Origin of the sequence: Providencia sp. PROV109 (genome assembly GCF_033681625.1) — a bacterium.
Taxonomy (GTDB): Bacteria; Pseudomonadota; Gammaproteobacteria; order Enterobacterales; family Enterobacteriaceae; genus Providencia; species Providencia hangzhouensis.
Map to the genome: position 1 here is coordinate 2,167,653 of NZ_CP096320.1, position 22,042 is coordinate 2,189,694.

A 22,042-nucleotide genomic window follows, 5' to 3' on the forward strand; every position below is an offset into this window, starting at 1 on the left:
TTAAGCATGGCTTACAAGTGCGACATGATTCACATTTTAAGAATTATATGTTTAAAAATAAAAACTACGAGAGTTTATTTGAATTATTATGTTCCTGGGTGTTTGGCGCTTGAACTATAAATATAATTATAAATTGAATGTAAATGCTTAAAATCGTACCTTTAAGCAAGGTCATATATATTGAAATTAAAAATTATTTTTTTGCTTTTAATTAGTGGGTTAAGGAGACATTAAATCAACTAATCATAATTAAAATCTATTAACATGGTGATATTTATGAAATACCTTATATTCTTTTTTAGTCTAATTTTTGTTTTTCTTATAGCATATTTGCTTAGTTTTAGTAAAAAAAACATAAAACATAAACTTCCATCGATACTAACATTGTTAACATTGGAGATTATTGTCGCGTCTACCATGCTAAATACTACCATTGGGCTTGCTACTCTTGACGGTATAGCATCAGGTATTCATTATATAATTAATTATGCTAATAAGGGGATTGATTTTGTTTTTGGAGATATAAGCAGTAAAACTTCTATGGTTTTTGTTGTTGTAGCTCTTTTACCTTTGATTTTTATTTGCTCTATAATTGGAATATTTAAATATATCGGTGCGCTAGATTTAATTATTAATACTATAGGCTTTCTAATTAACAAAATATCTAAAGTTGGAAAATTAGAGTCTTTTGCCGCTATTAGCGCTGTGATAGTCGGAATGATGCCTGCTTATGTATCAATTAAAGATTACATTCCAAGGCTATCTAAAGCACAGATGTATACTATTGCTGCATGTACTATCTCAACAGTAGATATTGCATTGCTAGGCGCATATACACAAATGGTTGAGCCACGCTATGTTTTTATTGGTGTTAGTCTCAATTTTTTTAGTACTTTTATTATTGTTTCTATTATTAATCCAAGTGAACCCACAAATATCACAACTTGTCCTTTGGGGGCAAATAAAGGTGAAAGGGGCTCATTTTTTGAGGTATTGACAGATCACATGCAGGATGCCTTTAAGCTTATTCTTGCAATTGTTCCCATAATTATCGGTTTTGTCGCCTTAATTAGTATGCTGAATGATGTTTTTTTAAATATTTTAGGAATTAGTTTTCAAGGAATTCTTGGTTATATTTTTTCACCTTTAGCTTTCATTTTGGGTAGTTCATGGGATGAAAGTGTTACTTTTGGAACAATTATTGCGACTAAAATTTTATCGAATGAGTTTGTTGCTATGATTGACTATATGAAATTAACAAGCATTACACCACGAACGGATGCAATTATGTCCGTATTTTTAATATCATTTGCAAATTTTGGCTCTATCGGAATGATTATCGGTTGCGTTACAAGTATAAGCCGAGAACATGGAAAAATGATCGCATCAAATAGTTTTAGATTGATTGTTGGCTCAACTTTAGTCAGTTGTTTATCAGCGACTATTGTTGGTATTTTTGTATAACATATAAATCAAGGAGTAATAGAATGAACAAAATAATAATTGATTGTGATCCTGGTGTAGATGATGCTGTGGCCATTTTTTTAGCCTTAGCTTCTCCAGAAATAGAATTAATAGGCATAACCACAGTTGCAGGTAATGTAGAATTAGAAAAGGTTCACAATAATGCACGACAATTACTTGCGTTAGCAAATAGGCAGGATATTCCTCTAGCAAAAGGTTGTGAGCGTCCACTAATGTCCAAAAGTGGGAGTAAAACTCATGTTCATGGTACTGATGGTCTAGCTGGAGTATTGCTTCCCGCATCAGATTATCCAAATTATTCTGGTCACGCCGTAGATTTTATTATTGATACGGTAATGTCAAACCCAGGTGAAATAACATTATGCACAATAGCATCTCTTACTAATATAGCCGTCGCTATCATCAAAGAACCAAAATTAGTTGATAATGTAAAAGACATTGTAGTCATGGGCGGAGCTGCATTTACACAGGGGAATATAACGCCAGCTGCTGAGTTTAATTTTTATGTGGATCCTCATGCTGCTCATATCGTTTTTGATAGTGCACGCCATATTACTATGCTTGGTTTGGATGTAACAAGTAAGGCTGATATAAGGGCTGGTTTGTGTAGTCCTTTGGAAAAAGGTGGCCTTATCGCTCAGACTGTTGCAGAAATGTGTCGAAGATATGCAGAGTTTGACCCATTTCTCCATGATCCCTGCGTTATTGCATACCTCATTAAACCTGAAATTTTTTCAGGTGTTGACGGTTCAATTACTATCGAATATGAGTCTAATAAATTATTCGGTCATAGTTTTGCTTACACATCTACCTCCATTAATCATGACCCAAAAGCTAAGTATAATGAAGCTAAATGCAAAATTATTACTGACGTTGATACATCGAAATTAATATCTTTAATTACAGAACGTATTATAACTCTTTGAGCTAAAGAGTACCAACTAGAGCCTTGGTTGATAATTATTCAATATAATGGAGCTTACCATAGGTAATGGCCCAGTTTTTTAAGTTATGATTATTCCATGCTTAAATTTTAATCAGTGAGATTTATCAAAAGATGAAAATCTGTTAGGGGATAGTGTCTTCGCTATAGCCTTTATCTTATTGTATAAGCGCCAATGAGAACTTAATGTATAGAAAAATATGGAGGAAACATGCCTGCAACTGATCCTATTGAATTGATTTTTTCTTTACTCGCCAACACCATTAAAATGGTGATTACTCCAACGGAATATCTTATTCAAAGTGACGCTATTGGAGATGCCATTTACATAAGCTTATTATTTTTGAATTAAAGATGATGAGAGTATCCATTTAACGAGGTTAATTTCCTATAAATGAAGGAAGGCTAGCTTCCTTCATGACTGAGAGTAATCTAGGCTAATGGGTTAATTCGTCACATAGCTTTTGTAAAGTAGTTAAAAACTGACCTACATGGAAGCCATCACAAACTGCATGATGCACTTGTACAGCTAGAGGAAGCCACATTTTATTATTCTCACTATAGTATTTTCCCAAAGTGAAAATCGGGGTAAAAACATTAGTAATATCTGCAATATTTAGATTAAAACTGTCGAATGAAACCCAAGGCAAAGATGACACATAGAAGACATTTTCAACTTGCTGTGGTTGAGGGTGCAAATCGAGATTATCTTTATGCAACGTTAATTGCTGGTGGTAGTTCTCCATAAATGTTGTTATTTCTGAAGAATACTTGCACCATAATGAAGAAAAAGTTTCGGTATCTTTGTGGAAGATAGTAAAACTAGGGTGCACTTCATCCCATAAAATTAGTTCATCATTTTTTTTTGCAAACCTAAATTCTTTATAGGTATTAACTACCCGTGATAATAAATAAATCACTGATGGATAAAATCCATAACCATTTGAATCTATATATCTTTTTAGGCTTGTGATATCTATCTTAGTTGTTAAACTAAACCCACAATTTATGGTTTTTTCGTAAATATTGTAATGTTCTCTACGTAACCATGTCTCTATATTAAATTTAGTATAATTCATAATTTTCCCTTCTAATAAGTTAATGTTACTGATATTAGAAGGGAGGTTTCTCCGCTTTTGATTGGCTCATAGTGATTTCTTATCTCGTGTCGAAGTTATATTTGTATGTTATCTAGCTTATTTTTGCTTGTTGAGGCCTATACCTTACTCTTTCAATGTAAAGCACAATTTGCACGATAGTGAAATATACTTATGTACATGGTTGTGCGTTGACGTAGGTATCAAATAATGTTTTAACATCTACATTCAATGTGTTAGATATTACCATAAGATGTTCAATGAATATGGAAAGGCTCCCATCTTCATATTTTATGTATGACTTTTCAGAGATAGATATTAATTCTGCCATTTTTTTTGTCGTAATTTGATGCTCTATACGTTTTTGTTTAATAAATTTGCCCAACACGGCATTACCAACATTATTTTTATTCATAGTGATCCATTGTCAATTCGATAATAAATTTTTTTATTATCTTAGAAGAAAATTAATATTCAATGGGTAATAATCTGTAAATTTAAGATAGATGAACTAAGGTGAATAAGTATAAATGATATTTATAAGATTAGCTCAGGTATAATTAACAACAGGGAAAGATATTATTATACATTATGATCTAAAGATGAAGTTTAATGGGTGCAAAATTCTTTTTAATAGTATTAAATGAAATTTTGCACTAGATAATATGTTAATTTTGATACTATTCTTTAACAATGACTATATTTAACAATAGTTACTAAAGAAAGGATTTAATGTTGGTTAAACAGATAGTGCGACTTCTACTGTTTTTTGAGCATGAATGGCAGTAGTATCAAATATTCCTACGGTCGTATCATTCTGATTAACTAGTAATGTTATCTCGGTACAGCCTAAAATAATACCTTCAGCCCCGTTTTCTACAAGGGATGCCATTATACGCTGATATTCTTTTTTAGATTTGTCATTTATTATCCCTAAACATAGTTCATTATAGATAATATTATGAACTATTTTCCTATCTTGCTGGTTAGGTATTAGTACATCCACGTTAAATTTTTCAATTAATCTTTGCTTATAGAAGGGTTGCTCCATAGTAAAAGCGGTACCTAGGAGTCCAATTTTTTTTATACCTGATTGTATAATGCGTTCACCCGTCGCATCAGCAATATGTAATAAAGGAAGACCTGTTTGAGATTCAATTTGTGGTGCAACTTTATGCATGGTATTTGTGCAAAGAACAAGGAAATCAGCACCTGCAAGCTTTAAACTCTCTCCTGCATCAGCTAAACACTGGCCGGCTAAATCCCATCGCCCGCTAGATTGATATTGTTCTATTTCAGAAAAATCAACGCTATATAAAACAATTTTAGCCGAATGCAGGCCACCTAGTTGTTGTTTGATACCTTCGTTAAGCTGTTGATAGTAAAGTAACGTTGATTCCCAACTCATGCCGCCAATAAGGCCTATTGTTTTCATTTTTTAGTTCCTATTATTGTAATGTTTTCCTTACTATACTGATAGTTTCTAAAAGAACACAATAGTATGAGAAAAATTTTCTAGATGATTAAAAGTAAAAAACAGTTGTAATATTAAACACAACTTAACATTACTTTTTGAAGGGTTTTTATATTTAACATATTTTAAATTAAAAAAGGATAAATATAAGAACATTTACGTTTTAAAGATGGATTTTAATTGATATCTGGTTATCATCGTAAAAAATATTTTTTCTAAAAAGTTGGTCATATATGGCGAGAATAAAAATGAATTTTTTCAAAGTAATCATTGCGATACTCATTTTTGGTGCTGCATTTTTGTTAGGAGCACTATATATGAAACCAACTCAATTAAGTTTAGTTGAGCAAGTGAAAAAGAATGTTTATGACGTTCTAGCGTACCCACAAGCAGCAAAGTTTAGAAATATTGAATATCATTTTTCTCGTTACACTGCAGATAATGGTAAGGTAGGTTATGTTTGTGGGGAGGTTTATCGATATAAAAATGATAAGCCTGACGGATTTAAGCGTTTTATTGTTAAAGCTTATACTAATGATGAAGGTCGCATGGATATTTCAATTCCATTTATTGATGGAGGACATGAAATATTATTGCCTGAACAGGTTAACCAAATTTGGAATGATAAATGCTCAAGTCCTGCCTCACCACTTGAGTAGGGAACGACGTATGCTAATATTTTTAACGCACTATAATTTGATTATTTTATGAAGAGCTGTAACCAGCAAAATGATAACTGATAGAAATTAATAAATAAAACTGGATTATATATTGGTGATTTAGTGCTATACTAAAAGAGTTACATTTTGTTTTGTCATTTTATGAAACAAGAAAGCCTTTGTGGTCAACGATGACTATATTTTTTGATGTTCATTTTTTAATGAATTTTAATTTAGTAGTTTAAGGAGTCGATAATGGTTAGTAATAATAATGCACGTCGTTTATTAGGTATGCCTTATAAATTAAGTCGCTCTAAAAAAAACATACGTGTTTCGCTTGGTTCTAAAGATAATACTACAGTTGCAGTACAAAAGAATAAAGCGACAGAAAAGAAGACATATCATTCAGTAACCGTTTTTTACCCAGAATATGTTATTAGTTAATTGAATGTATGTAACCCTCTAGTGTTTACTAGAGGGTTAAATTTAAGTTGTTAAAACTAATTTTTCATTAGATTACGTTAGCTCATTTCAATATGCACCACTCATATGAGTAATATTCTAACTCTTCTATTATAGAAATAAACAGTAGTCATAAAATAGATTAAGCGATATTATCTTCATTAATTAAAAACTAAAAAGAAAGATGACTATCGGGTGTTATTGAATGAAATTTTATTGTTTCCTGCTATTTTTATTTTGTTTTTCTCTTTCAGGGTGTTCAACTCAATTCAAATCAGATGAAGAAACTAATCGCTTAAATTTTAATATTCAACACGCAAACACGATTCCTATCAAGGATTCTGTTGAGCCGTTGGCGGTTTCTGACATGTTGCCAGGCGATATTCTTTTATCTTCTGCTACAGGGTTAAATTCATGGGGAATTCGGTTATTTAGTATTAGTGGGGTAAGTCACGCATCTATTTACTTGGGGTTGGGGGAAGTAGCTGAGTCTGTTGGAAGTGGCGTTAGGATCATTACATTAGACCAAGCAGTGAGAGACTCTAACAACATGGTAGTGCTGAGGCAAACAGGCTTAACATCATTGCATGCAGAAAAATTACGCGAGTTTTCAGTTCAAAATAATGGAAATAAATATAATTATAAAGGTATTGTGATGATAGCGCCTTGGATGATCACAAAAAGGGTATGTGAGCTTCCATTAATTGGTGAAACGATACGTAATTTTTGCTTAAAAACTTTAGCTAAAGTTCAATTAGGCGATGATATAGACCAAGCTAATGGTTTCTTTTGTTCACAGTTTGTCCTCGATGCTTATAAATATGCAGGTATTCCCTTATTTGAAGGTAACTCATCGTGGATAACACCTGCGGATATATTACATATGCGTACAGGTGATGTGCCAACTTTCATGCCAACCCAGCGTCTAGCGTATGTTGGGCATTTGAAATCATGGAGCTTTAGTAGTGCAATACGCAGAAAATAGTGTGTAATTTTAAACAAAAAAAAGGCCAACATATAAAGTTGGCCTGCTAAACTGGAAGCAATGTGAGCAATGTCGTTTGTGATAAACCTGAGTGATTTACTCAAGTATTCACGAAGTAAAAGATAACCATTCTCATTTAAGAAATCAACCTTTTTTTTATGTAGTTACTCATTCTCATTCTTCACTTGATTTTATTTTTTATTTATAAAAAACAAAATGTTGTATATTTATTTCTAATTAAAATTACGTTATTACTCCAAAAAAAATTTTTTAATTGATATTAATGAGATTATTCTTGCTCAGATTAATCATTAATAGGCGTGTTTACGATGCGAAAATTAAAGTTAGGTGTAGTTGGCTTAGGTTCTATTGCACAAAAAGCGTATTTACCGGTTTTAACGAAAGAAGAAAATTGGGAGTTAGTTGGCGCTTTTTCTCCTAATCAATCAAAGGCAAAATTAGTTTGTGATAGTTATCGAATCCCCCTGTTTAGCAATATTGACGCACTAGCACAGCAATGTGATGCTATTTTTGTTCATAGTGCGACGAAAAGCCATTTTGAAGTAATCAAGCGGCTATTAGAGGCAAACGTCCATATCTATGTTGATAAGCCATTGACTGAATTAATTGAACAATCCGAGCAATTAATTGAGTTTGCAGCGCGACGCCAGAAAATGTTAATGGTTGGGTTTAACCGCCGCTTCTCGCCATTTTATTTGGCAGTTAAACAGGATATTAAAAATATCACGTCTATTCGTATGGATAAGCACCGTATGAACAGCGTAGGGCCGAATGACGCTAGATTTACGTTATTAGATGATTATTTGCATGTTGTTGATACTGTAATGTGGATAGCGCAAAAAAATGTAGAATTAATCAGTGGTAGTATTCATAACACAAATGCTGGTGAGCTATTTTATGCAGAGCACCATATGCAAGCTGGCCAAAGTTGGCTAACAACATCGATGCATCGCAAAGCAGGAAGCCAACAAGAGCAACTTATTGTGGTGGCTGAAGACAGTATTCACCAAATAACCAATATGAACCATTGGTGGAGCGAAAATGCCATTGGGATTAGCGAGAGAAAACCGGCTAATTGGGATTCGATTTTAGTTCAACGCGGCTTTGATGGTGCAATTCGCCATTTTATTGATTCTGTTTCAAATCAAACTCAACCGTTGGTCAGTGGCGAAGAGGGCTTGAAGGCTCAAAGAATGGTTGAAAAGATGATATCTACAGCGAATACAATCAGTGATTAATTATCTTCTATGTTAAAAGTCATTATCTATTTTATTAAACAGTAAATTTTTAGTATCTCATTACTTTATAGGAACGCGAGATGATACATTTACAAGATAGCTCTGATGTATTGTTTGTTGCAGGATTTGGACCAATAGTTACAGATTATAAAAAAGTCACTCTTTTTATCTTGAGTTGTTAAAGCTACCTTTAAAACCAATTGAAGAAGGGAGCCAATATTTAACTTGTGAGCAAGAAGGGCTAGAAGGTGTCAAACATTTTGCACTTTGGCCTATAGAGCAAGCCGCTCAATCGTGTTTTGGTCAAGGTGAATGGCCTAAAAGCATACCTACTCCGCAAAGCTGGATGGAGTTTGAGGTTTCAGACATTGAAAAAATTACAAAAATTTGCCTTAAAGAAGGTTATGTCTTATTAGTTAATAACCGAATGGAACCTTGGGGGCAAACAGTCACAAGGTTATTAAGTCCTGAAGGTATGTTAGTTGGTTTAACTGTAACGCCATGGCTAAGGGAATAGCTTGTTTTTATTTGTAGTTAGAGATCTCATTTATCTTTGTGGATAAGAGACATTTATTAGTAATTGTTTATAATTTTGTTGTAGAACTTCATTTTAACTATTTTAGGAGGGGTTATGTATAAAACGATTCTGGTCCCTATCGACTTAACAGAAGATGAATTAACCAGTAAAGCAGTCCGTCACGCGGTTAATCTTGCAAAGCAATCCGGTGCTAAAATTCATCTTATTCATGTTTTACCCATTTCTTCAGCAATTATTAATGCGTACGCCTTAGGTTACATGGAAATCAAAGACCGTGCGACGGTGAAAGCGGAAGAAGACATGAAAATGTTAATGGATTCAATTGACTTACCTCATGATGATGTTAGTTATACTATAACGTTTGGTTCCCCGCGAGATGAAGTGATTAATACAGCAAAAGACATTAATGCAGATATTATTGTTATTGGTTCTCGTCGTCCAAATATTACAACTCATCTTTTAGGGTCAACAGCCGCGGGAATAGTGCGCTACGCGGAAACATCAGTACTGGTTGTACGTTAATAATTAGAGAAGAACCTGCTCATCGGGTGGGTTCTTTGTTATTTGATTATTTATATTGCCAATTTAATTAATTTTAGTACTCAAGTTAATTGATCTTACTTATAACAAGGTGAGTTTGAGTCAATATGGAAAAGTTTTCGCAAGAATTACTGCGTGTTGAACACTTTGTTCTGAGAGTTTTGCGTTTTTATTTACTCGCACTTTTGATTTTTTTTCTTGGCTTATTACCCGGTATAGTTGGTTTTTATTTTATTGAAGGTCACTCAGTTGTTGAGTCAATGCTTAATGCGTTGTCTATGTTGAGTGGACAAGCTATTGAGCCGGCTCCTATTACACGAGGAGGTCGTTTCTTTATTGCTATTTATGGTCTATTTTTACAAAGCGTTTTTATTATCAGTATTGGATTAATCGTAACTCCTTTTATTCATCGCGTTTTGCATAAATGGCATTTAGAAGAATAATTTTTGTTGTAATAGTAAGGGGCTTCACAGCTTTTTTTAGTGTAGTAAGACTATACTTAGAAGAGTAAAAGGACAATATTCACCCGCTACGCCTAATAACCAAGTTGTAAAAATACACAATAATACAGCTTGAATAAAAATGTAAACATAACTAATAAGGGGCATCATATGTATAAAACAATTTTGGTTCCTGTGGATATATCTGAAGATGTACTAACAGATAATGCATTAAAACATGCTATTTATTTAGCAAAAATTTCAGATGCGAAAATTCACTTATTTCACTCAGTTCCGGATGTTTCAAGATTTTCAATGAGCTACAGTTATCATTATGATTTATTGTCCTCATTTGCTAAAAAAGCACTTGAACGTTCAGAAGAACAGTTAAAAGAAATTATTGAAAAAATTGATTATCCGTCAGACAAAATCTCTTATAAGGTTGAGTTTGGTTCACCAAGAGACAAAGTTTTATCAGAAGCTGAAGCTATTGATGCTGATCTTATTGTTATCGGCTCACGCAATCCAAGTATTTCAACGCATTTATTAGGTTCAAATGCTTCTGGGATTGTTTCCTATGCTAAGATTTCGGTTCTTGTGGTTCGATAAAATAAAATAGCCTGCTCAGCAGGCTATTTTTTGTCTATTAAAAGCGAACAAATCTAGGGGGTTTTAACCGCTTCTTTGGCTTGCTCAATTGCTTTAAGTGCTTGGCTACAAGCTTGCTCTTGTGCATCATCAGGGTAGCTAGCAAGGGCTTTTTTCGCTTCCTCTAATTGTGACTTCATTAATGCAATTTGTTCACCTGCATTGGCTTCATCTTTATATTGTTCTTCAGCTTGCTTAACCAGGTCGTTCATTTCTTTGAAATAAGTATCACAGGAGTTATGGTCAAATCTGGTGTACGAGCATCAGGCGGTTTTCCTGTCTGACTGCTCCATTACTTGTTCGCCGTCTTGGAATTTAACGTTATTGACCACGAGGGTTAGCAGTTGAAATCCTTTCAGGCGGTTCCAGCGCTTCTGCGCTGATTGCAGCAATTTATAAACCATTGCTAGGGTTGTGTTTCTTGAACCGCAGTTGCGGGTTTTGCTGGTTCTTAAACGTACTGTAGCGAAGGCAGATTCAATTGGGTTGGTGGTGCGTATACTCACCCAATGTTCTGCTGGAAAATCGTAGAAAGCCAACATGCTCTCACGGTCTTTAGCTAAGCATTCCATTGCGCGTGGGTACTTAGCAGTAAACCTTTCCAGCGCTATATCAAAGGCTTTATGAGCCTTCTCACGCGTCTCTGCCATCCAGATATCATGCAGTGCTTCTTTTACTTTGGGTTGCACTGCCTTGGGCAGTTTGTTGAGCACATTGGCCGTCTTATGCACCCAGCAACGTTGCTGTTTGGTCTGCGGGTATACTTTGCTCAGAGCCTTCCAGAAGCCCAGAGCGCCGTCAGCTGTTGCCAGCTTTGGGCAGGTCGTAAGCCCACGCGCAACCAGGCCATTCAGCAGCTCAAGCCAGCTGGCTTCGGACTCGCGATAGCCTTCTTCAACAGCAATCAGTTCCTTGCGGCCATGCTCTGTCACGCCCATCACCACCAGCAAGCACAAACGGTCATCGAGGCGGACGTTGCTGTAAATACCGTCAACCCAAAGGTACGCGTAGCGCTTGTCACTCAAATCGCGCTGTCGCCACTCTCGGTGCTCATCAATCCAGCGTTCCTTGAGCCTGGAAATGGTGTTAGCTGACAGACCTTTGGCATTCTCACCCAGCAAGGCTGCAAGGGCTTCTTGGTAGTCTCCAGTGGAAATACCTTTGAGATACAGCCACGGTAATAACTCTTCAACGCTGCGGGCACGCTTGAGGTATGGCGGTAGCAGTGCGCTGGTAAAACGAATACCAGAGCCGCTACGATCACGCACTTTTGGCACCTTGATATCAACATCGCCAATGCCCGTTTGGATGCTGCGCTCAGGCAAATAGCCGTTACGCACCACAGCTTTGCGGCCATCGGGTAAACGCAGTTCTTCATGAGCTTGCAGCAGTTGCTGCAGCTCTACTTCAACTGCTTGCGCAATGAGCTGACGAGCACCATTACGCAATAAAGCAGTTAGCACATCAGTGCCAGTTTCATCTGGTTGTGAAAGAACATTCAGGGTAATATTTGTCATGGCGTATCGCTCTACTGTTAATTATTTCTTGGAGGAAACAATCAACAGGATACGCCACCCTCTTTTCCCCTCATACACCACAAATGACTATAGCTCGTATCACAGGTAGCACCTGCATTTGCATTAAATGCAGCGAAAGCCATTAAAAGGCTAAATGCAATTGGAAGAGTTTTTTTCATCATATTTTCGCTTTTAAAATTCATAATATCGTCAGAATAACATCCCATATTCAAAAACGCATCACTCGAACACGTGAATGTTTTTAATTGATAAATTTTTACTGCATATTGAGAGTATTCCTGTTAGTAACTCGCGGTAATAGCATAATTTGCAAAACACAAATGATAATCATTCTTGACTGAGTGCAATGTAAAAGTGTACATTTGAGTACACTTTGAATAATGATGACAAAAGAGATGATTATGATGAACAAAAAGATGATAGAAACAGAAAGCTGGCCAATCTGTGAGATGAATGTATTTCCTTCAACGATGGATGAAACCCGTTTATGGTTAGAGGAAATGGATATGCTATTGGCAAGAAGAAATGAGTTTGTATTGATATATCCTCCGGTGGTTAAAAAAGAAAAACCATCCTTAGAAGATATGGAAAGCATGAAATATATACGTCGTTGGTTGAAAGATGCAAAAGAAGCGATGGAGCAACATTGTCGTGCTCTGGTTGTTACCCTACAACCTGACGGGCGAGATCAAGAAGAAATGGAACGAATGGCACCCATGCTGTCTGCGTTGTACGGCCCTCAAGTTTTAATCGCAAATAATTCCATGGCAGCCAAAGAACAAGCCCAATCAGTTCTAGCTTAGTCGGCTGTGGTTTTACTGATTTTACGGATATAACTGGCGATGATATCGACAGACATAGCAATTTGCTGTTGAATAAATTCATCGCTGGGCTTGAAATCAGCAATACAGAAAGTGGTGATAAACACATCTGCTTTTAGCATTTCTAGGTAGCGTGAAGAAATGCTTAACAATGTTTTTTCATCCACTTTAACGTCAGGAAGCAAAGCCAATTTTTGTGTCAACAGACGATAGCTTTTTACTGGACCTTGCTCAAAAAATGCGTGAGTTATTTCTGGGAAACGGTTGTATTCACCTAAAATTAACCGGTATAACCCAATGGATTCAGGCTTAAGTACATTCAATAAAAATCGAGAACCATAAAAAGAAAGTATGGACTCAATCGTATCCAGTGGTGGTGTTTTTTCGTCGGGCTCTTGAAAAATATCATCAATCATTGATGCAATAACTGCAGCAAATAACCCTTCTTTATCACCAAAATTTTTATATAAGGTTGAGCGAGAGCCCCCAGCACGTTCAATAATCATATCCAGAGTTGCGCCTTCAAACCCATATTGCAGAAAAATTTCAGTTGCTGCAGTGATCAACGCCTGATGCCGACGTTGGCCTTTTGGGGTTTTAGCTGTTAGAGGGCTATTCATGAATGGTTAATCCTACAATTTGTCTTCAATAAGAAAATAACATAACAAATTTTACGAAATAGTTTAAATCACGTTACCTCAATCACAGATTTACCTGAAAGAGATCATCATTTAAGCTGATATTTGTCTTTATGATATTTATAAAGATTAACATGTTTAGGTAGATATCTGAATGGTTGTCACAATGTTGGGGGCAAGATGACAGAGCATGTATTAAATGAGCAAAAAACAGACCAAGATGATCCTGTTAATCAGCAACGTGAGGTAACTCGGCTATGTATTGAGTGTGGTTTATTGTTATTGCAACATGGCGCTGAAAGTATGCTCGTTGAACAATTGACGACCCGTTTGGGTATTGCACTTGGAGCAAGCCAAGTCGATAGTGCTATTTCATCTAATTCATTAGTTTTAACCACTATAATTGATGGTCGCTGCTTAACGTCAACACGACGCATTATTGACCGCGGTATAAATATGCATGTTGTTACTGAAGTTCAGCATGCAGTCATCCTAGTCGAACATCATTTGTTAGACCGAAAACAATTAAAAAAGAAATTATTATCAATTAAACCGTTGCGTTATCCTCGATGGTTAATGGTGCTGATGGTGGCACTATCTTGTGCTTGTTTTAGTAGGTTGAATGGAGGTGGATGGGAGAGTGCGTTAATTACATTTTTAGCCAGCGGTTGTGCAATGTATGTGCGGCAAGTGTTAACTTCCCATCAAATGAATCCGTTAATTAATTTTTGTATTACTGCCTTTGTTGCTACCACGGTCTCAGGTTTATTATTGAAAATACCGTATTTGGCTGTGACTGAAACAATTTCGATGGCTGCCAGTGTATTGCTTTTAGTTCCCGGCTTTCCATTAATTAATGCAGTCGCTGATATGTTTAAAGGGCATGTTAATACAGGATTAGCGCGTTGGACAATGGCGAGCCTTCTCACTTTGGCTACCTGTATTGGGGTTGTGTTAGCAATGACAATCTGGGGTTTAAAAGAATGGGCATAGAATTTCTATTCTCTTTATGTGAGAAAATGCTATTAGCCGCTATACCGGCAGCAGGGTTTGCTATGGTATTTAATGTGCCTGTAAGGGCATTGAAATATTGTGCCTTATTGGGTGCTATTGGCTATGGCTTTAGAATGATACTGATGACATTAGGATTGCAAATTGAGTGGGCAAGTTTTCTTGCTGCAATTTTAATCGGTATTATCGGTATTCAGTGGTCGCGTTGGTGGTTAGCTCATCCTAAAGTGTTTACTGTTGCTGCCGTGATCCCAATGTTTCCAGGTATTAGTGCCTATATTGCAATGATTTCAGTCGTTAAAATATCGCAATTTGGCTATGACCCTGAATTAGTTGAAGTTCTAGTGACTAATTTCTTAAAAGCCTCTTTCATTGTTGGAGCCTTGTCTATTGGTATTTCTTTACCTGGTTTATGGTTATATCGCAAAAGACCAAGCGTGTAATTTTTAATGGCGTGGCTTACTGGCATTCTCGTTATGTGAGTAAGTCATACTTTACTTTTTACTAATAAGACTTAGATATCCTATTAAAGCTGCATAAATTCCGATATGGATGGTGAGCCATAAAATTGGGTCATCTCTGATATCATTTATGCTACTATTTGATTAGAATATGTGATATTTCTTCTTATGCATTAATGTGTTAGAGGAAAAACTAATGCATTTATATTAATTCTTCGCATATATTCTTATTAGTGGTGTTATTTTGAAACAATTTAGCTTGTCCAAATATTATCAATTCATTTTTTCGATTCTATTATTTCTTTTCTCTGCTTTTTCATTTTCCGCACCAAATTCGTTTACAGAAGCTAAAGTGCTAAGTAAAACGCAGGTTTATGCAGATCAAAATCATCAAGGAGAGGGAACAATATATTGTGGTTGCCAGTGGGAATGGGTAGGAAAAAGCGGGGGAAAGGTTGACTTAGCCTCTTGTGGCTACCAAGTGCGTAAACAACAGAACCGAGCTGAGCGTATTGAATGGGAGCATATTGTTCCAGCATGGGTGTTTGGTCATCAAAGGCAATGCTGGCAAAAAGGGGGGCGGAAAAACTGTGTGTCTAGTGACCCTATTTTTGGCCGAATGGAAGCAGATATGCATAATTTAGCGCCTTCTATTGGTGAAGTGAATGGTGATAGAAGCAATTTTAGTTTTGGGCAATTATCCACTAATACACCGTATCCATACGGAATGTGCCGTAGCCGAGTTGATTTTAAACAAAAAGTCTTTGAGCCAAGAGATGAAGCCAAAGGGCAGGTAGCCCGAGTATATTTTTATATGCATGACCGCTATAACTTGTCTATGTCACGTCAACAACAACAGTTATTGATGGCTTGGGATAATAAATATCCTCCAACCTCTTGGGAAATCAAGCGAGATAATCGAATCGCTAAGGTAATGGGGCATCATAACCCATTTGTGACAGGGGAGAAAAAATGGAATTTAAATCATAAAAATAGCGCAGAGGGAGTTAATATTTCACCAGTCTCACCCTTAAATCAGCCTCAAGTAATAGAAGATAAATCTATTGTATCAGATGCGGTTGAAATTAAAGGTAATCGTAATTCTAAAAAATATCATTTTTCACATTGCGCTAGCTTCAATACCATCGCTGATAAAAATGCCGTCATCTTCACTGACGAGCAATCGGCTAAAGCCGCAGGTTTTGAGTTAGCGGGAAATTGTAAAATACGCTAATTATCCTTTCAAACCACAATAGTTAACTAGCTGATTATTGTGGTTTTACTTTTTTTGTTTTTATGTGTGATAACGAAAAAATTTAATAAACGCCCAAAATTTTGTTAGAAAAATGTTGCTTTATCAAAAAAAATGACGCTATATTTAAAGCAGTGAAAACTGCAATAAAAACATGGACTCATTGGGGCACAAAAAATATTGCAGTTCGTCATATTACTGTCACATAGATTCATTAGTTTAAAAGTATCGCTGTTACAGGAGAAACTAATGGGAAATAAGTGTTTGTACACGAGAACACAAAGCCGGTTACCACTCCATCATGAGATTTCCATGGTGAGATTGGTAACCGGTTTTTTTATTAGCCGAGTTATGGCATGGAGTTACAGCCACATAATAGATATTTGATATTAACTTTGAGCTTGAAGGGAGCTCGCCTCTGTTTTGAATAGTCCGTCATTTGAATTGACATCACTGATACCTGGAAGGGTTAATACTATGAGTAGACAGAAAGCTGCAACAAAGGCACGCCGTGAAATGAAACGTTCATCACGCAAAGATCGCTCAGGTCGTTTTGATATCAATAACGTCGCATCATTTGCTGAATTTACTGGCATTGAAGCTATCGGTATGGCAAAAGAACGGCGTGATGAATCCCCTATATTGCCCAGAAATGAAGCTCAAAAACTCTATATTAATTCCATTAAACATAAGCAATTAATTTTTGCGAATGGCGAAGCGGGATGTGGTAAAACTTACATCAGTACTGCACTTGCGGCTGATGCGTTAATTCATAAAGATATCAATAAGATCATTGTGACAAGGCCCGTTCTTCAAGCGGAGGAAGATCTCGGTTTTTTACCGGGGGATATGTCAGAAAAGTTTGCGCCTTACTTTCGCCCAGTCTATGACGTCTTGGTGAAAAGGCTCGGCGCATCTTTTTTGCAATATTGTTTGCGTCCCGAAATTGCTAAAGTGGAAATAGCCCCATTTGCTTATATGCGAGGCCGAACATTTGAAAATGCCGTCGTGATATTAGATGAGGCTCAGAATGTCACAGTCACTCAAATGAAAATGTTTTTAACTCGGCTTGGTGAAAATGTGACGGTGATAGTCAATGGTGATGTGACCCAGTGTGATTTACCAGAAGGTGTGTCTTCAGGGTTAGCTGATGCATTACAACGTTTTAGTAGTGATGAAATGGTTTCAATGGTGAATTTTACTATAGAGGATTGTGTGAGATCACAATTATGCCATAAGGCATTATTGGCTTATAACCACTAATTAGCATTGCTATTAACTATATGCCCCGCGATTTACCCACGGGGCATAGGTTAGACTCCTATATAGGAAGCCGATTAGTGATAGAGCATCTCATGTACGATTTGCTCATCTGTGAGGGTATATGGGTAATAAGTTGGCCAATTTTCTAGCTGACTTAATAATTTTTCCTGAGATTCATTTCCCATATATAGGTGAAAATGCCCCGAGGCTTGTGGTTCAATAATATGGTCACTAAACTGGATAAATTTAGGCGCTTTTGAGTTTGCATCTTTGCATTCAAATAAGTAACGAACGCCTTTTTTTCCTGAAGTATAATGAAGAATTTTGTAACCGGCGTAGTCATATTTACAGCTACTTACAGTACCATTTTGAGTAAACTCAATAACATCGTTTTCAATACCAATACTGTCAACATCAGTGGCATAACCTTTTTTATAATATTCACGATACTCTTCAACAGTTTTGTCTTTATTTTTCTTCGCTTTACTTTCTAGAACCTCATCAAGTTTTCCATTTAATAGCAATGGATTAACAGATTCCCAGATGCCTTGCCAGTCACTAAGAGATCTATCTTTGACGTCAGTATCTTCAAAAATCCCTTTTGAAGCTTGTAGCGCTTTCTCTGATTGTGGATGGGAGTGACTATGTGAGCCATGAGCAGCAGCAGTATAGCTAGTGAGAGCTAATGCAATATAAAGACTAGTTTTTAAAATTGCCATTTTGTACACAGTGGTTTTCCTATTTTTGTAGTGAATATAGCGACCATAAAAAACCATTATGTTATAACATAACATTAATAGGTATGAAAAGTATTTTAGGGAGTTTATTGTTGAGGAATATAATGGCTAACAACTTGGTGGAGACAGGCAAGATCAGGAAATAAGTTCACTTATTAGAATTTATAAACCAATAAGCGAACTAAATATTTGAAGTGAGGTTAATCGTCAGGATTATCCATTACAGCATGGCGCTCATGATGGTAACCTTCCTCATCATAGCCATATCGCCAGTAAGGGATCGCATAGATATCATCACGACCAAAACCTTTTTCACGACGAATATAACGACGCAAATCACGAATAATTTGGTCTTCACCTGCAATCCAGAAAGCGCAGTCGCTGCTTGGGATGTCCCAAGACTTAAATGTGCTAATTAATTCAGCGGTTTTGGTGATATCACCACAAACCCAAATCACCTCAACTTGTTCAGGTTTTTTTAGTTCTCTTACGTCTTTTGGGTTATCTAATCGTAGTACAACTTTGCCTTGGGCATTCGCTGGCATTTTTTCTAATAATGCGGCGATAGCGGGTAGGGAACTTGAATCACCAGCCATGAAGTAATGTTGTCTGGCAGGTAATAATGGGTCTGGGCCACCTGGGTTGGTAATTCCCATCCAATTTCCTGGTTTTGCATCCCGAGCAAATAGATATGCAGGGCCAGTTGCGCCATCATGCATAGCAAATTCAATATCTATCTCGCTAACTTCTGGACGGATGGCTCTGACGGTATAGGTACGAACAAATGGGCGAGGTTTGTCTTCTGGCCAGCTACGGCCTTCTTTACTTAGGATAGGGAGTGCGGGCTGGCTGATTAAATCAGGGGCTAAAAATATTTTCAGGTGCCCACCTTCACAATCTGTTGGGTATGTATTGAGTCTTTCACCGGTGAAAGTAATACTACGAATAGATGGGCTGATATCGGTTATGGATTTGACTTGAATGAGCTGTGGTGGAGCCGGGCGGTAAATGTTTTTTTCAACAGGTTGTTCAGTGGCCACGGACGATCTCCTTTATTAATGATAATTTTATTATATGGTAATTATTATCATTATCATGAATAAACTTGCAAGTTGCAACCGCTAGCGGATGATTGGGGGCGGATATTTATATAGAGAGATTTTCAGCAGTAGAGAGGGCAATTCACGGTGATGAATCGTTAATTTTAATAAAAATGCCGTATGATTTTTAGCATACGGCATATCGAACGGTAAATTACTTCACTTTCATTCCAGCGGCGGTCATCATCAATTTAAACACTGACGAAAATGCAAATAAAGCAAGTACACTTCCGAACCAGATAATGGCCATCCAACCGAGTTTTTTCCACCAAGGAGAGGCACTCACGCTATCAGTGGTAGCCTTGCTCTGGGGTAATTTTTCCTCTGAAGACATAGTAACTCCAATAGGTATAAACCAAAATAACAGGAATAATGAATAACGCACCCACTAACATAAAGCCTAAACTTTCGGATGGGCCTGCGGCATCACGGAAACTTATTGCAGGTGGAATGAGCGTTGGCCAGATGCTGATACCTAGACCAGTAAACCCAAGGAAAATTAACATTAAAGCCGCTAAGAATGGCACGCTGTCATGTTGTTGGCGCTTAGCGTTTTTTAGGATCAACCAAGTACAGGCTAATACCAGTAACGGAACAGGTAAAAAGAAGAACAGGTTCGGCAGTGAGAACCAACGCTCAAAGATTGCCTCATTTAACATTGGGGTCCAGAAGCTGATTACTGCAATGACCGCTAACATCAGTAATGTTAATAGTTTTAGAACGCGATACATTGTGCTACGTAAGTGGCCTTCAGTTTTCATGATTAACCAGCCACAAGCTAGTAGTGCATAAGCGACCACGAGGCCAAATCCGCAAAATAGTGGGAAAGGCGCGAACCAATCGAAGTAACCCCCCATGTAAACACGGTTTTCCACATGGAAGCCTTGGATAAAGGCACCAACTACCACACCTTGAACAAAGGTGGCAAAAATTGAACCCCAAATAAAGGCGTGATCCCAATGGCGGCGGTGTGATTCGTCTGCTCTAAAGCGAAACTCAAAGGCGACACCACGGAAAATCAAGGCCAATAACATGAAAGTTAACGGAATTGACAAGGCATCAAGGACAATCGCATAAGCGAGAGGAAAGGCGCCAAATAAAGCGGCTCCACCTAAAACTAACCAAGTTTCATTGCCATCCCACACAGGGGCAACGCTATTCATCATCAGATCACGGTCTTGGCTATCTTTTAGCGCAGGGTAAAGGATCCCAATGCCTAAATCGAACCCATCCATAACAATATACATCAACATACTAAATACGATGATGACAAACCAAATGAGAGGTAAATCAATGCCCATGAGCTGCGTCCTCCGCGATGCCTTTACGAATTAATTTCATCATGTACATGTAGCCGATACCGAAAACCCCACCGTAAACCACAAAGAAGGCGATTAAACTGATGCTCATGTGTATTTCACCATGTGCACTGACCGCATCAGAGGTTCGTTGTAGCCCATAAACAACCCATGGCTGACGGCCTATTTCTGTTGTAAACCAACCCGCTAAAATGGCAATCAAACCAGAAGGAGCCATGACGAACATAAAGCGTAGGAAGGTTTTGGATTCATACAGGTTTTTACGATAACGTAGCCATAAACCCCAGACTCCAGCCGCGATCATTAATAAGCCGAGCCCGACCATTACGCGGAATGACCAAAACACCATAAACACGTTAGGCCTATCTTCTGGCGCGTATTCTTTTAACGCAGGCACTTGTTTGTCGATACTGTGGGTTAAAATCAGGCTTGCTAAATAAGGGATTTCGATAGCAAATTCTGTTTTTTCTTTTTCTTGGTTTGGTATACCAAATAAGATAAGCGGAGTGGCTTCTCCAGGTTTATTTTCCCAGTGACCTTCCATTGCAGCCACTTTAACAGGTTGATGTTTAAGTGTGTTTAGGCCGTGAGCATCACCGATTAAAGCTTGAACAGGGGCTAACACTAAAATCAACCACAGGGACATGGAAAACATTTTTTTCATGGCACTGGATTTATTGCCTTTGAGTAAATGCCATGCCGCAGAAGCACCAATAAAGAATGCCGCAGCAAGGAAAGCAGCCGTGGTCATGTGCAATAAACGGTATGGAAACGATGGGTTGAAAATAACCGCAAGCCAATCAACAGGAACGATACGCCCATCGATGATTTCGAAACCTTGCGGTGTTTGCATAAAACTGTTAGATGCCAAAATCCAGAAAGTGGAAATGATGGTACCTAATGCAACCATGCAGGTGGCAAAAAAGTGCAGTTTTTCACCCACTCGGTTCATGCCAAACAGCATGACACCAAGGAAACCGGCTTCAAGAAAGAACGCGGTTAATACCTCATACGTGAGCAATGGGCCGGTAATTCCACCCGCAAAATCTGAAAAGAAACTCCAGTTGGTACCAAATTGGTATGCCATCACCAATCCAGAAACAACGCCCATTCCGAAATTAACCGCAAAAACTTTCGACCAAAAATGGAACAGTTTTATATAGTCCTCGTCACGAGTTTTAAGCCATAGACCTTGTAGCACCGCAAGGTAACTTGCTAGCCCAATAGTAATGGCTGGAAAAATAATATGAAACGAGACCGTAAAAGCAAATTGTATACGGGCAAGTTCCAGCGCAGTTAGTCCAAACATATTGACCCCTGAGTGGATATGTTAATGGCACGCAATATTTAACGTTTTGATGAGAGCAATTGA

General features: G+C 37.2%; 25 protein-coding genes and 2 pseudogenes. 16 read left to right on the forward strand and 11 right to left on the reverse strand.

Annotated elements, in window-relative coordinates; all coding sequences use genetic code 11:
• Nucleotides 1-276 precede the first annotated feature (276 nt).
• The 3 genes from M1F25_RS10010 to M1F25_RS10020 all read left to right on the forward strand — a co-directional run bounded on the left by M1F25_RS10010 (nucleotide 277) and on the right by M1F25_RS10020 (nucleotide 2,780).
• Entirely contained in the window at nucleotides 277-1,464 is a 1,188-nt protein-coding gene (locus tag M1F25_RS10010; RefSeq protein WP_232368743.1) for a NupC/NupG family nucleoside CNT transporter, read from the forward strand.
• Nucleotides 1,465-1,487: 23 nt separating this feature from the next.
• Complete coding sequence (locus M1F25_RS10015) at nucleotides 1,488-2,411, forward strand: nucleoside hydrolase (protein WP_181489637.1); 924 nt, start codon at nucleotides 1,488-1,490, stop codon at nucleotides 2,409-2,411.
• Between the two features lie 228 nt (nucleotides 2,412-2,639).
• The gene (locus M1F25_RS10020) at nucleotides 2,640-2,780 is read left to right on the forward strand and encodes a hypothetical protein (RefSeq protein WP_004263953.1); all 141 of its coding nucleotides are present in this window, start codon (nucleotides 2,640-2,642) and stop codon (nucleotides 2,778-2,780) included.
• Between the two features lie 85 nt (nucleotides 2,781-2,865).
• Here the strand turns inward: M1F25_RS10020 and catA are convergent, their stop codons facing one another.
• From catA to M1F25_RS10035, 3 genes are all read right to left on the reverse strand, one after another.
• The gene (gene catA / locus M1F25_RS10025) at nucleotides 2,866-3,507 is read right to left on the reverse strand and encodes a type A chloramphenicol O-acetyltransferase (RefSeq protein ID WP_181489638.1); all 642 of its coding nucleotides are present in this window, start codon (nucleotides 3,505-3,507) and stop codon (nucleotides 2,866-2,868) included.
• A 190-nt stretch (nucleotides 3,508-3,697) separates the two neighbouring features.
• Nucleotides 3,698-3,940, reverse strand: coding sequence for a helix-turn-helix domain-containing protein (locus M1F25_RS10030; protein WP_004263957.1), 243 nt, complete (start codon nucleotides 3,938-3,940; stop codon nucleotides 3,698-3,700).
• 324 nt (nucleotides 3,941-4,264) lie between these two features.
• The gene (locus tag M1F25_RS10035) at nucleotides 4,265-4,960 is read right to left on the reverse strand and encodes an aspartate/glutamate racemase family protein (RefSeq protein WP_096863984.1); all 696 of its coding nucleotides are present in this window, start codon (nucleotides 4,958-4,960) and stop codon (nucleotides 4,265-4,267) included.
• A gap of 356 nt (nucleotides 4,961-5,316) precedes the next feature.
• Between M1F25_RS10035 and M1F25_RS10040 the strand changes: the two genes are divergently transcribed.
• The 8 genes and pseudogenes from M1F25_RS10040 (at nucleotide 5,317) to M1F25_RS10075 (ending at nucleotide 10,491) form a co-directional block, all read left to right on the forward strand.
• Nucleotides 5,317-5,658 (forward strand): hypothetical protein, encoded by a 342-nt coding sequence (locus M1F25_RS10040; protein WP_180311987.1) that lies wholly within the window; start codon nucleotides 5,317-5,319, stop codon nucleotides 5,656-5,658.
• Between the two features lie 255 nt (nucleotides 5,659-5,913).
• A complete protein-coding gene (sra, locus tag M1F25_RS10045; RefSeq protein WP_004263968.1) occupies nucleotides 5,914-6,102 on the forward strand; it encodes a stationary-phase-induced ribosome-associated protein in 189 nt (62 codons plus the stop codon).
• A gap of 223 nt (nucleotides 6,103-6,325) precedes the next feature.
• Entirely contained in the window at nucleotides 6,326-7,105 is a 780-nt protein-coding gene (locus M1F25_RS10050; protein ID WP_004263971.1) for a YaeF family permuted papain-like enzyme, read from the forward strand.
• A 329-nt stretch (nucleotides 7,106-7,434) separates the two neighbouring features.
• A complete protein-coding gene (locus M1F25_RS10055) occupies nucleotides 7,435-8,364 on the forward strand; it encodes a Gfo/Idh/MocA family protein (protein WP_181489639.1) in 930 nt (309 codons plus the stop codon).
• Nucleotides 8,365-8,444: 80 nt separating this feature from the next.
• A pseudogene (locus M1F25_RS10060) lies at nucleotides 8,445-8,881 on the forward strand (glyoxalase).
• 114 nt (nucleotides 8,882-8,995) lie between these two features.
• The gene (locus M1F25_RS10065) at nucleotides 8,996-9,424 is read left to right on the forward strand and encodes a universal stress protein (RefSeq protein ID WP_004263978.1); all 429 of its coding nucleotides are present in this window, start codon (nucleotides 8,996-8,998) and stop codon (nucleotides 9,422-9,424) included.
• Between the two features lie 125 nt (nucleotides 9,425-9,549).
• A complete protein-coding gene (locus M1F25_RS10070; protein WP_004263981.1) occupies nucleotides 9,550-9,885 on the forward strand; it encodes a hypothetical protein in 336 nt (111 codons plus the stop codon).
• A gap of 168 nt (nucleotides 9,886-10,053) precedes the next feature.
• Nucleotides 10,054-10,491 carry a universal stress protein gene (locus M1F25_RS10075; protein WP_004263984.1) on the forward strand — a complete coding sequence of 146 codons (438 nt, stop codon included), beginning with the start codon at nucleotides 10,054-10,056 and terminating at the stop codon, nucleotides 10,489-10,491.
• A gap of 53 nt (nucleotides 10,492-10,544) precedes the next feature.
• Here the strand turns inward: M1F25_RS10075 and M1F25_RS10080 are convergent.
• A pseudogene (locus M1F25_RS10080) lies at nucleotides 10,545-10,757 on the reverse strand (DUF5339 family protein); the annotation flags it as partial.
• A 36-nt stretch (nucleotides 10,758-10,793) separates the two neighbouring features.
• Complete coding sequence (locus M1F25_RS10085; RefSeq protein ID WP_135536280.1) at nucleotides 10,794-12,047, reverse strand: IS256 family transposase; 1,254 nt, start codon at nucleotides 12,045-12,047, stop codon at nucleotides 10,794-10,796.
• Nucleotides 12,048-12,469: 422 nt separating this feature from the next.
• Here M1F25_RS10085 and M1F25_RS10090 point away from each other — a divergent pair, with 422 nt between their 5' ends.
• Entirely contained in the window at nucleotides 12,470-12,871 is a 402-nt protein-coding gene (locus M1F25_RS10090; protein ID WP_226616985.1) for a hypothetical protein, read from the forward strand.
• On the opposite strand, the gene M1F25_RS10095 is transcribed toward M1F25_RS10090, so the two are convergent.
• Nucleotides 12,868-13,509, reverse strand: a complete 642-nt coding sequence (locus tag M1F25_RS10095) for a TetR/AcrR family transcriptional regulator (protein ID WP_094962483.1) — start codon at nucleotides 13,507-13,509, stop codon at nucleotides 12,868-12,870. The two genes, M1F25_RS10090 and M1F25_RS10095, sit on opposite strands and share 4 nt — an antisense overlap.
• A gap of 198 nt (nucleotides 13,510-13,707) precedes the next feature.
• Here M1F25_RS10095 and M1F25_RS10100 point away from each other — a divergent pair, with 198 nt between their 5' ends.
• The 4 genes from M1F25_RS10100 to phoH all read left to right on the forward strand — a co-directional run bounded on the left by M1F25_RS10100 (nucleotide 13,708) and on the right by phoH (nucleotide 17,514).
• On the forward strand, nucleotides 13,708-14,520 hold the full coding sequence (locus M1F25_RS10100; protein WP_004263992.1) for a threonine/serine ThrE exporter family protein: 813 nt from the start codon (nucleotides 13,708-13,710) through the stop codon (nucleotides 14,518-14,520).
• Entirely contained in the window at nucleotides 14,511-14,981 is a 471-nt protein-coding gene (locus tag M1F25_RS10105) for a threonine/serine exporter (protein WP_112307410.1), read from the forward strand. Before M1F25_RS10100 ends, M1F25_RS10105 begins: the two co-directional genes overlap by 10 nt.
• A 298-nt stretch (nucleotides 14,982-15,279) precedes the next feature.
• Nucleotides 15,280-16,233 carry an endonuclease gene (locus M1F25_RS10110; RefSeq protein WP_226616991.1) on the forward strand — a complete coding sequence of 318 codons (954 nt, stop codon included), beginning with the start codon at nucleotides 15,280-15,282 and terminating at the stop codon, nucleotides 16,231-16,233.
• Nucleotides 16,234-16,728: 495 nt separating this feature from the next.
• Nucleotides 16,729-17,514, forward strand: a complete 786-nt coding sequence (gene phoH, locus M1F25_RS10115) for a phosphate starvation-inducible protein PhoH (RefSeq protein WP_094962486.1) — start codon at nucleotides 16,729-16,731, stop codon at nucleotides 17,512-17,514.
• A 74-nt stretch (nucleotides 17,515-17,588) separates the two neighbouring features.
• Here phoH and zinT read toward each other — a convergent pair whose 3' ends face one another.
• The 5 genes from zinT to M1F25_RS10140 all read right to left on the reverse strand — a co-directional run bounded on the left by zinT (nucleotide 17,589) and on the right by M1F25_RS10140 (nucleotide 21,979).
• Nucleotides 17,589-18,233 carry a metal-binding protein ZinT gene (gene zinT, locus M1F25_RS10120; RefSeq protein WP_004264004.1) on the reverse strand — a complete coding sequence of 215 codons (645 nt, stop codon included), beginning with the start codon at nucleotides 18,231-18,233 and terminating at the stop codon, nucleotides 17,589-17,591.
• A gap of 218 nt (nucleotides 18,234-18,451) precedes the next feature.
• Nucleotides 18,452-19,291: a siderophore-interacting protein gene (locus M1F25_RS10125; RefSeq protein ID WP_094962487.1), complete on the reverse strand. Its 840-nt coding sequence runs from the start codon at nucleotides 19,289-19,291 to the stop codon at nucleotides 18,452-18,454.
• 214 nt (nucleotides 19,292-19,505) lie between these two features.
• Nucleotides 19,506-19,637 carry a DUF2474 domain-containing protein gene (locus M1F25_RS10130; RefSeq protein WP_306821397.1) on the reverse strand — a complete coding sequence of 44 codons (132 nt, stop codon included), beginning with the start codon at nucleotides 19,635-19,637 and terminating at the stop codon, nucleotides 19,506-19,508.
• Between the two features lie 4 nt (nucleotides 19,638-19,641).
• The gene (gene cydB, locus M1F25_RS10135; protein WP_181489640.1) at nucleotides 19,642-20,652 is read right to left on the reverse strand and encodes a cytochrome d ubiquinol oxidase subunit II; all 1,011 of its coding nucleotides are present in this window, start codon (nucleotides 20,650-20,652) and stop codon (nucleotides 19,642-19,644) included.
• Nucleotides 20,642-21,979: a cytochrome ubiquinol oxidase subunit I gene (locus M1F25_RS10140; protein WP_112307407.1), complete on the reverse strand. Its 1,338-nt coding sequence runs from the start codon at nucleotides 21,977-21,979 to the stop codon at nucleotides 20,642-20,644. Before M1F25_RS10140 ends, cydB begins: the two co-directional genes overlap by 11 nt.
• Nucleotides 21,980-22,042: the final 63 nt, after the last annotated feature.

What these genes read in the sequence shown, in the direction of transcription:
- M1F25_RS10070 (WP_004263981.1), top strand. Translation starts at nt 9,550, where the DNA reads ATGGAAAAGTTTTCGCAAGAATTACTGCGTGTTGAACACTTTGTTCTG.
- M1F25_RS10065 (WP_004263978.1), top strand. Translation starts at nt 8,996, where the DNA reads ATGTATAAAACGATTCTGGTCCCTATCGACTTAACAGAAGATGAATTA.
- M1F25_RS10030 (WP_004263957.1), bottom strand. Translation starts at nt 3,940, where the DNA reads ATGAATAAAAATAATGTTGGTAATGCCGTGTTGGGCAAATTTATTAAA.
- M1F25_RS10040 (WP_180311987.1), top strand. Translation starts at nt 5,317, where the DNA reads ATGAAACCAACTCAATTAAGTTTAGTTGAGCAAGTGAAAAAGAATGTT.
- cydB (WP_181489640.1), bottom strand. Translation starts at nt 20,652, where the DNA reads ATGGGCATTGATTTACCTCTCATTTGGTTTGTCATCATCGTATTTAGT.
- phoH (WP_094962486.1), top strand. Translation starts at nt 16,729, where the DNA reads ATGAGTAGACAGAAAGCTGCAACAAAGGCACGCCGTGAAATGAAACGT.
- sra (WP_004263968.1), top strand. Translation starts at nt 5,914, where the DNA reads ATGGTTAGTAATAATAATGCACGTCGTTTATTAGGTATGCCTTATAAA.
- catA (WP_181489638.1), bottom strand. Translation starts at nt 3,507, where the DNA reads ATGAATTATACTAAATTTAATATAGAGACATGGTTACGTAGAGAACAT.
- M1F25_RS10050 (WP_004263971.1), top strand. Translation starts at nt 6,326, where the DNA reads ATGAAATTTTATTGTTTCCTGCTATTTTTATTTTGTTTTTCTCTTTCA.
- M1F25_RS10020 (WP_004263953.1), top strand. Translation starts at nt 2,640, where the DNA reads ATGCCTGCAACTGATCCTATTGAATTGATTTTTTCTTTACTCGCCAAC.
- M1F25_RS10140 (WP_112307407.1), bottom strand. Translation starts at nt 21,979, where the DNA reads ATGTTTGGACTAACTGCGCTGGAACTTGCCCGTATACAATTTGCTTTT.
- zinT (WP_004264004.1), bottom strand. Translation starts at nt 18,233, where the DNA reads ATGGCAATTTTAAAAACTAGTCTTTATATTGCATTAGCTCTCACTAGC.
- M1F25_RS10105 (WP_112307410.1), top strand. Translation starts at nt 14,511, where the DNA reads ATGGGCATAGAATTTCTATTCTCTTTATGTGAGAAAATGCTATTAGCC.
- M1F25_RS10100 (WP_004263992.1), top strand. Translation starts at nt 13,708, where the DNA reads ATGACAGAGCATGTATTAAATGAGCAAAAAACAGACCAAGATGATCCT.
- M1F25_RS10035 (WP_096863984.1), bottom strand. Translation starts at nt 4,960, where the DNA reads ATGAAAACAATAGGCCTTATTGGCGGCATGAGTTGGGAATCAACGTTA.
- M1F25_RS10095 (WP_094962483.1), bottom strand. Translation starts at nt 13,509, where the DNA reads ATGAATAGCCCTCTAACAGCTAAAACCCCAAAAGGCCAACGTCGGCAT.
- M1F25_RS10010 (WP_232368743.1), top strand. Translation starts at nt 277, where the DNA reads ATGAAATACCTTATATTCTTTTTTAGTCTAATTTTTGTTTTTCTTATA.
- M1F25_RS10085 (WP_135536280.1), bottom strand. Translation starts at nt 12,047, where the DNA reads ATGACAAATATTACCCTGAATGTTCTTTCACAACCAGATGAAACTGGC.
- M1F25_RS10075 (WP_004263984.1), top strand. Translation starts at nt 10,054, where the DNA reads ATGTATAAAACAATTTTGGTTCCTGTGGATATATCTGAAGATGTACTA.
- M1F25_RS10015 (WP_181489637.1), top strand. Translation starts at nt 1,488, where the DNA reads ATGAACAAAATAATAATTGATTGTGATCCTGGTGTAGATGATGCTGTG.
- M1F25_RS10090 (WP_226616985.1), top strand. Translation starts at nt 12,470, where the DNA reads ATGATGAACAAAAAGATGATAGAAACAGAAAGCTGGCCAATCTGTGAG.
- M1F25_RS10055 (WP_181489639.1), top strand. Translation starts at nt 7,435, where the DNA reads ATGCGAAAATTAAAGTTAGGTGTAGTTGGCTTAGGTTCTATTGCACAA.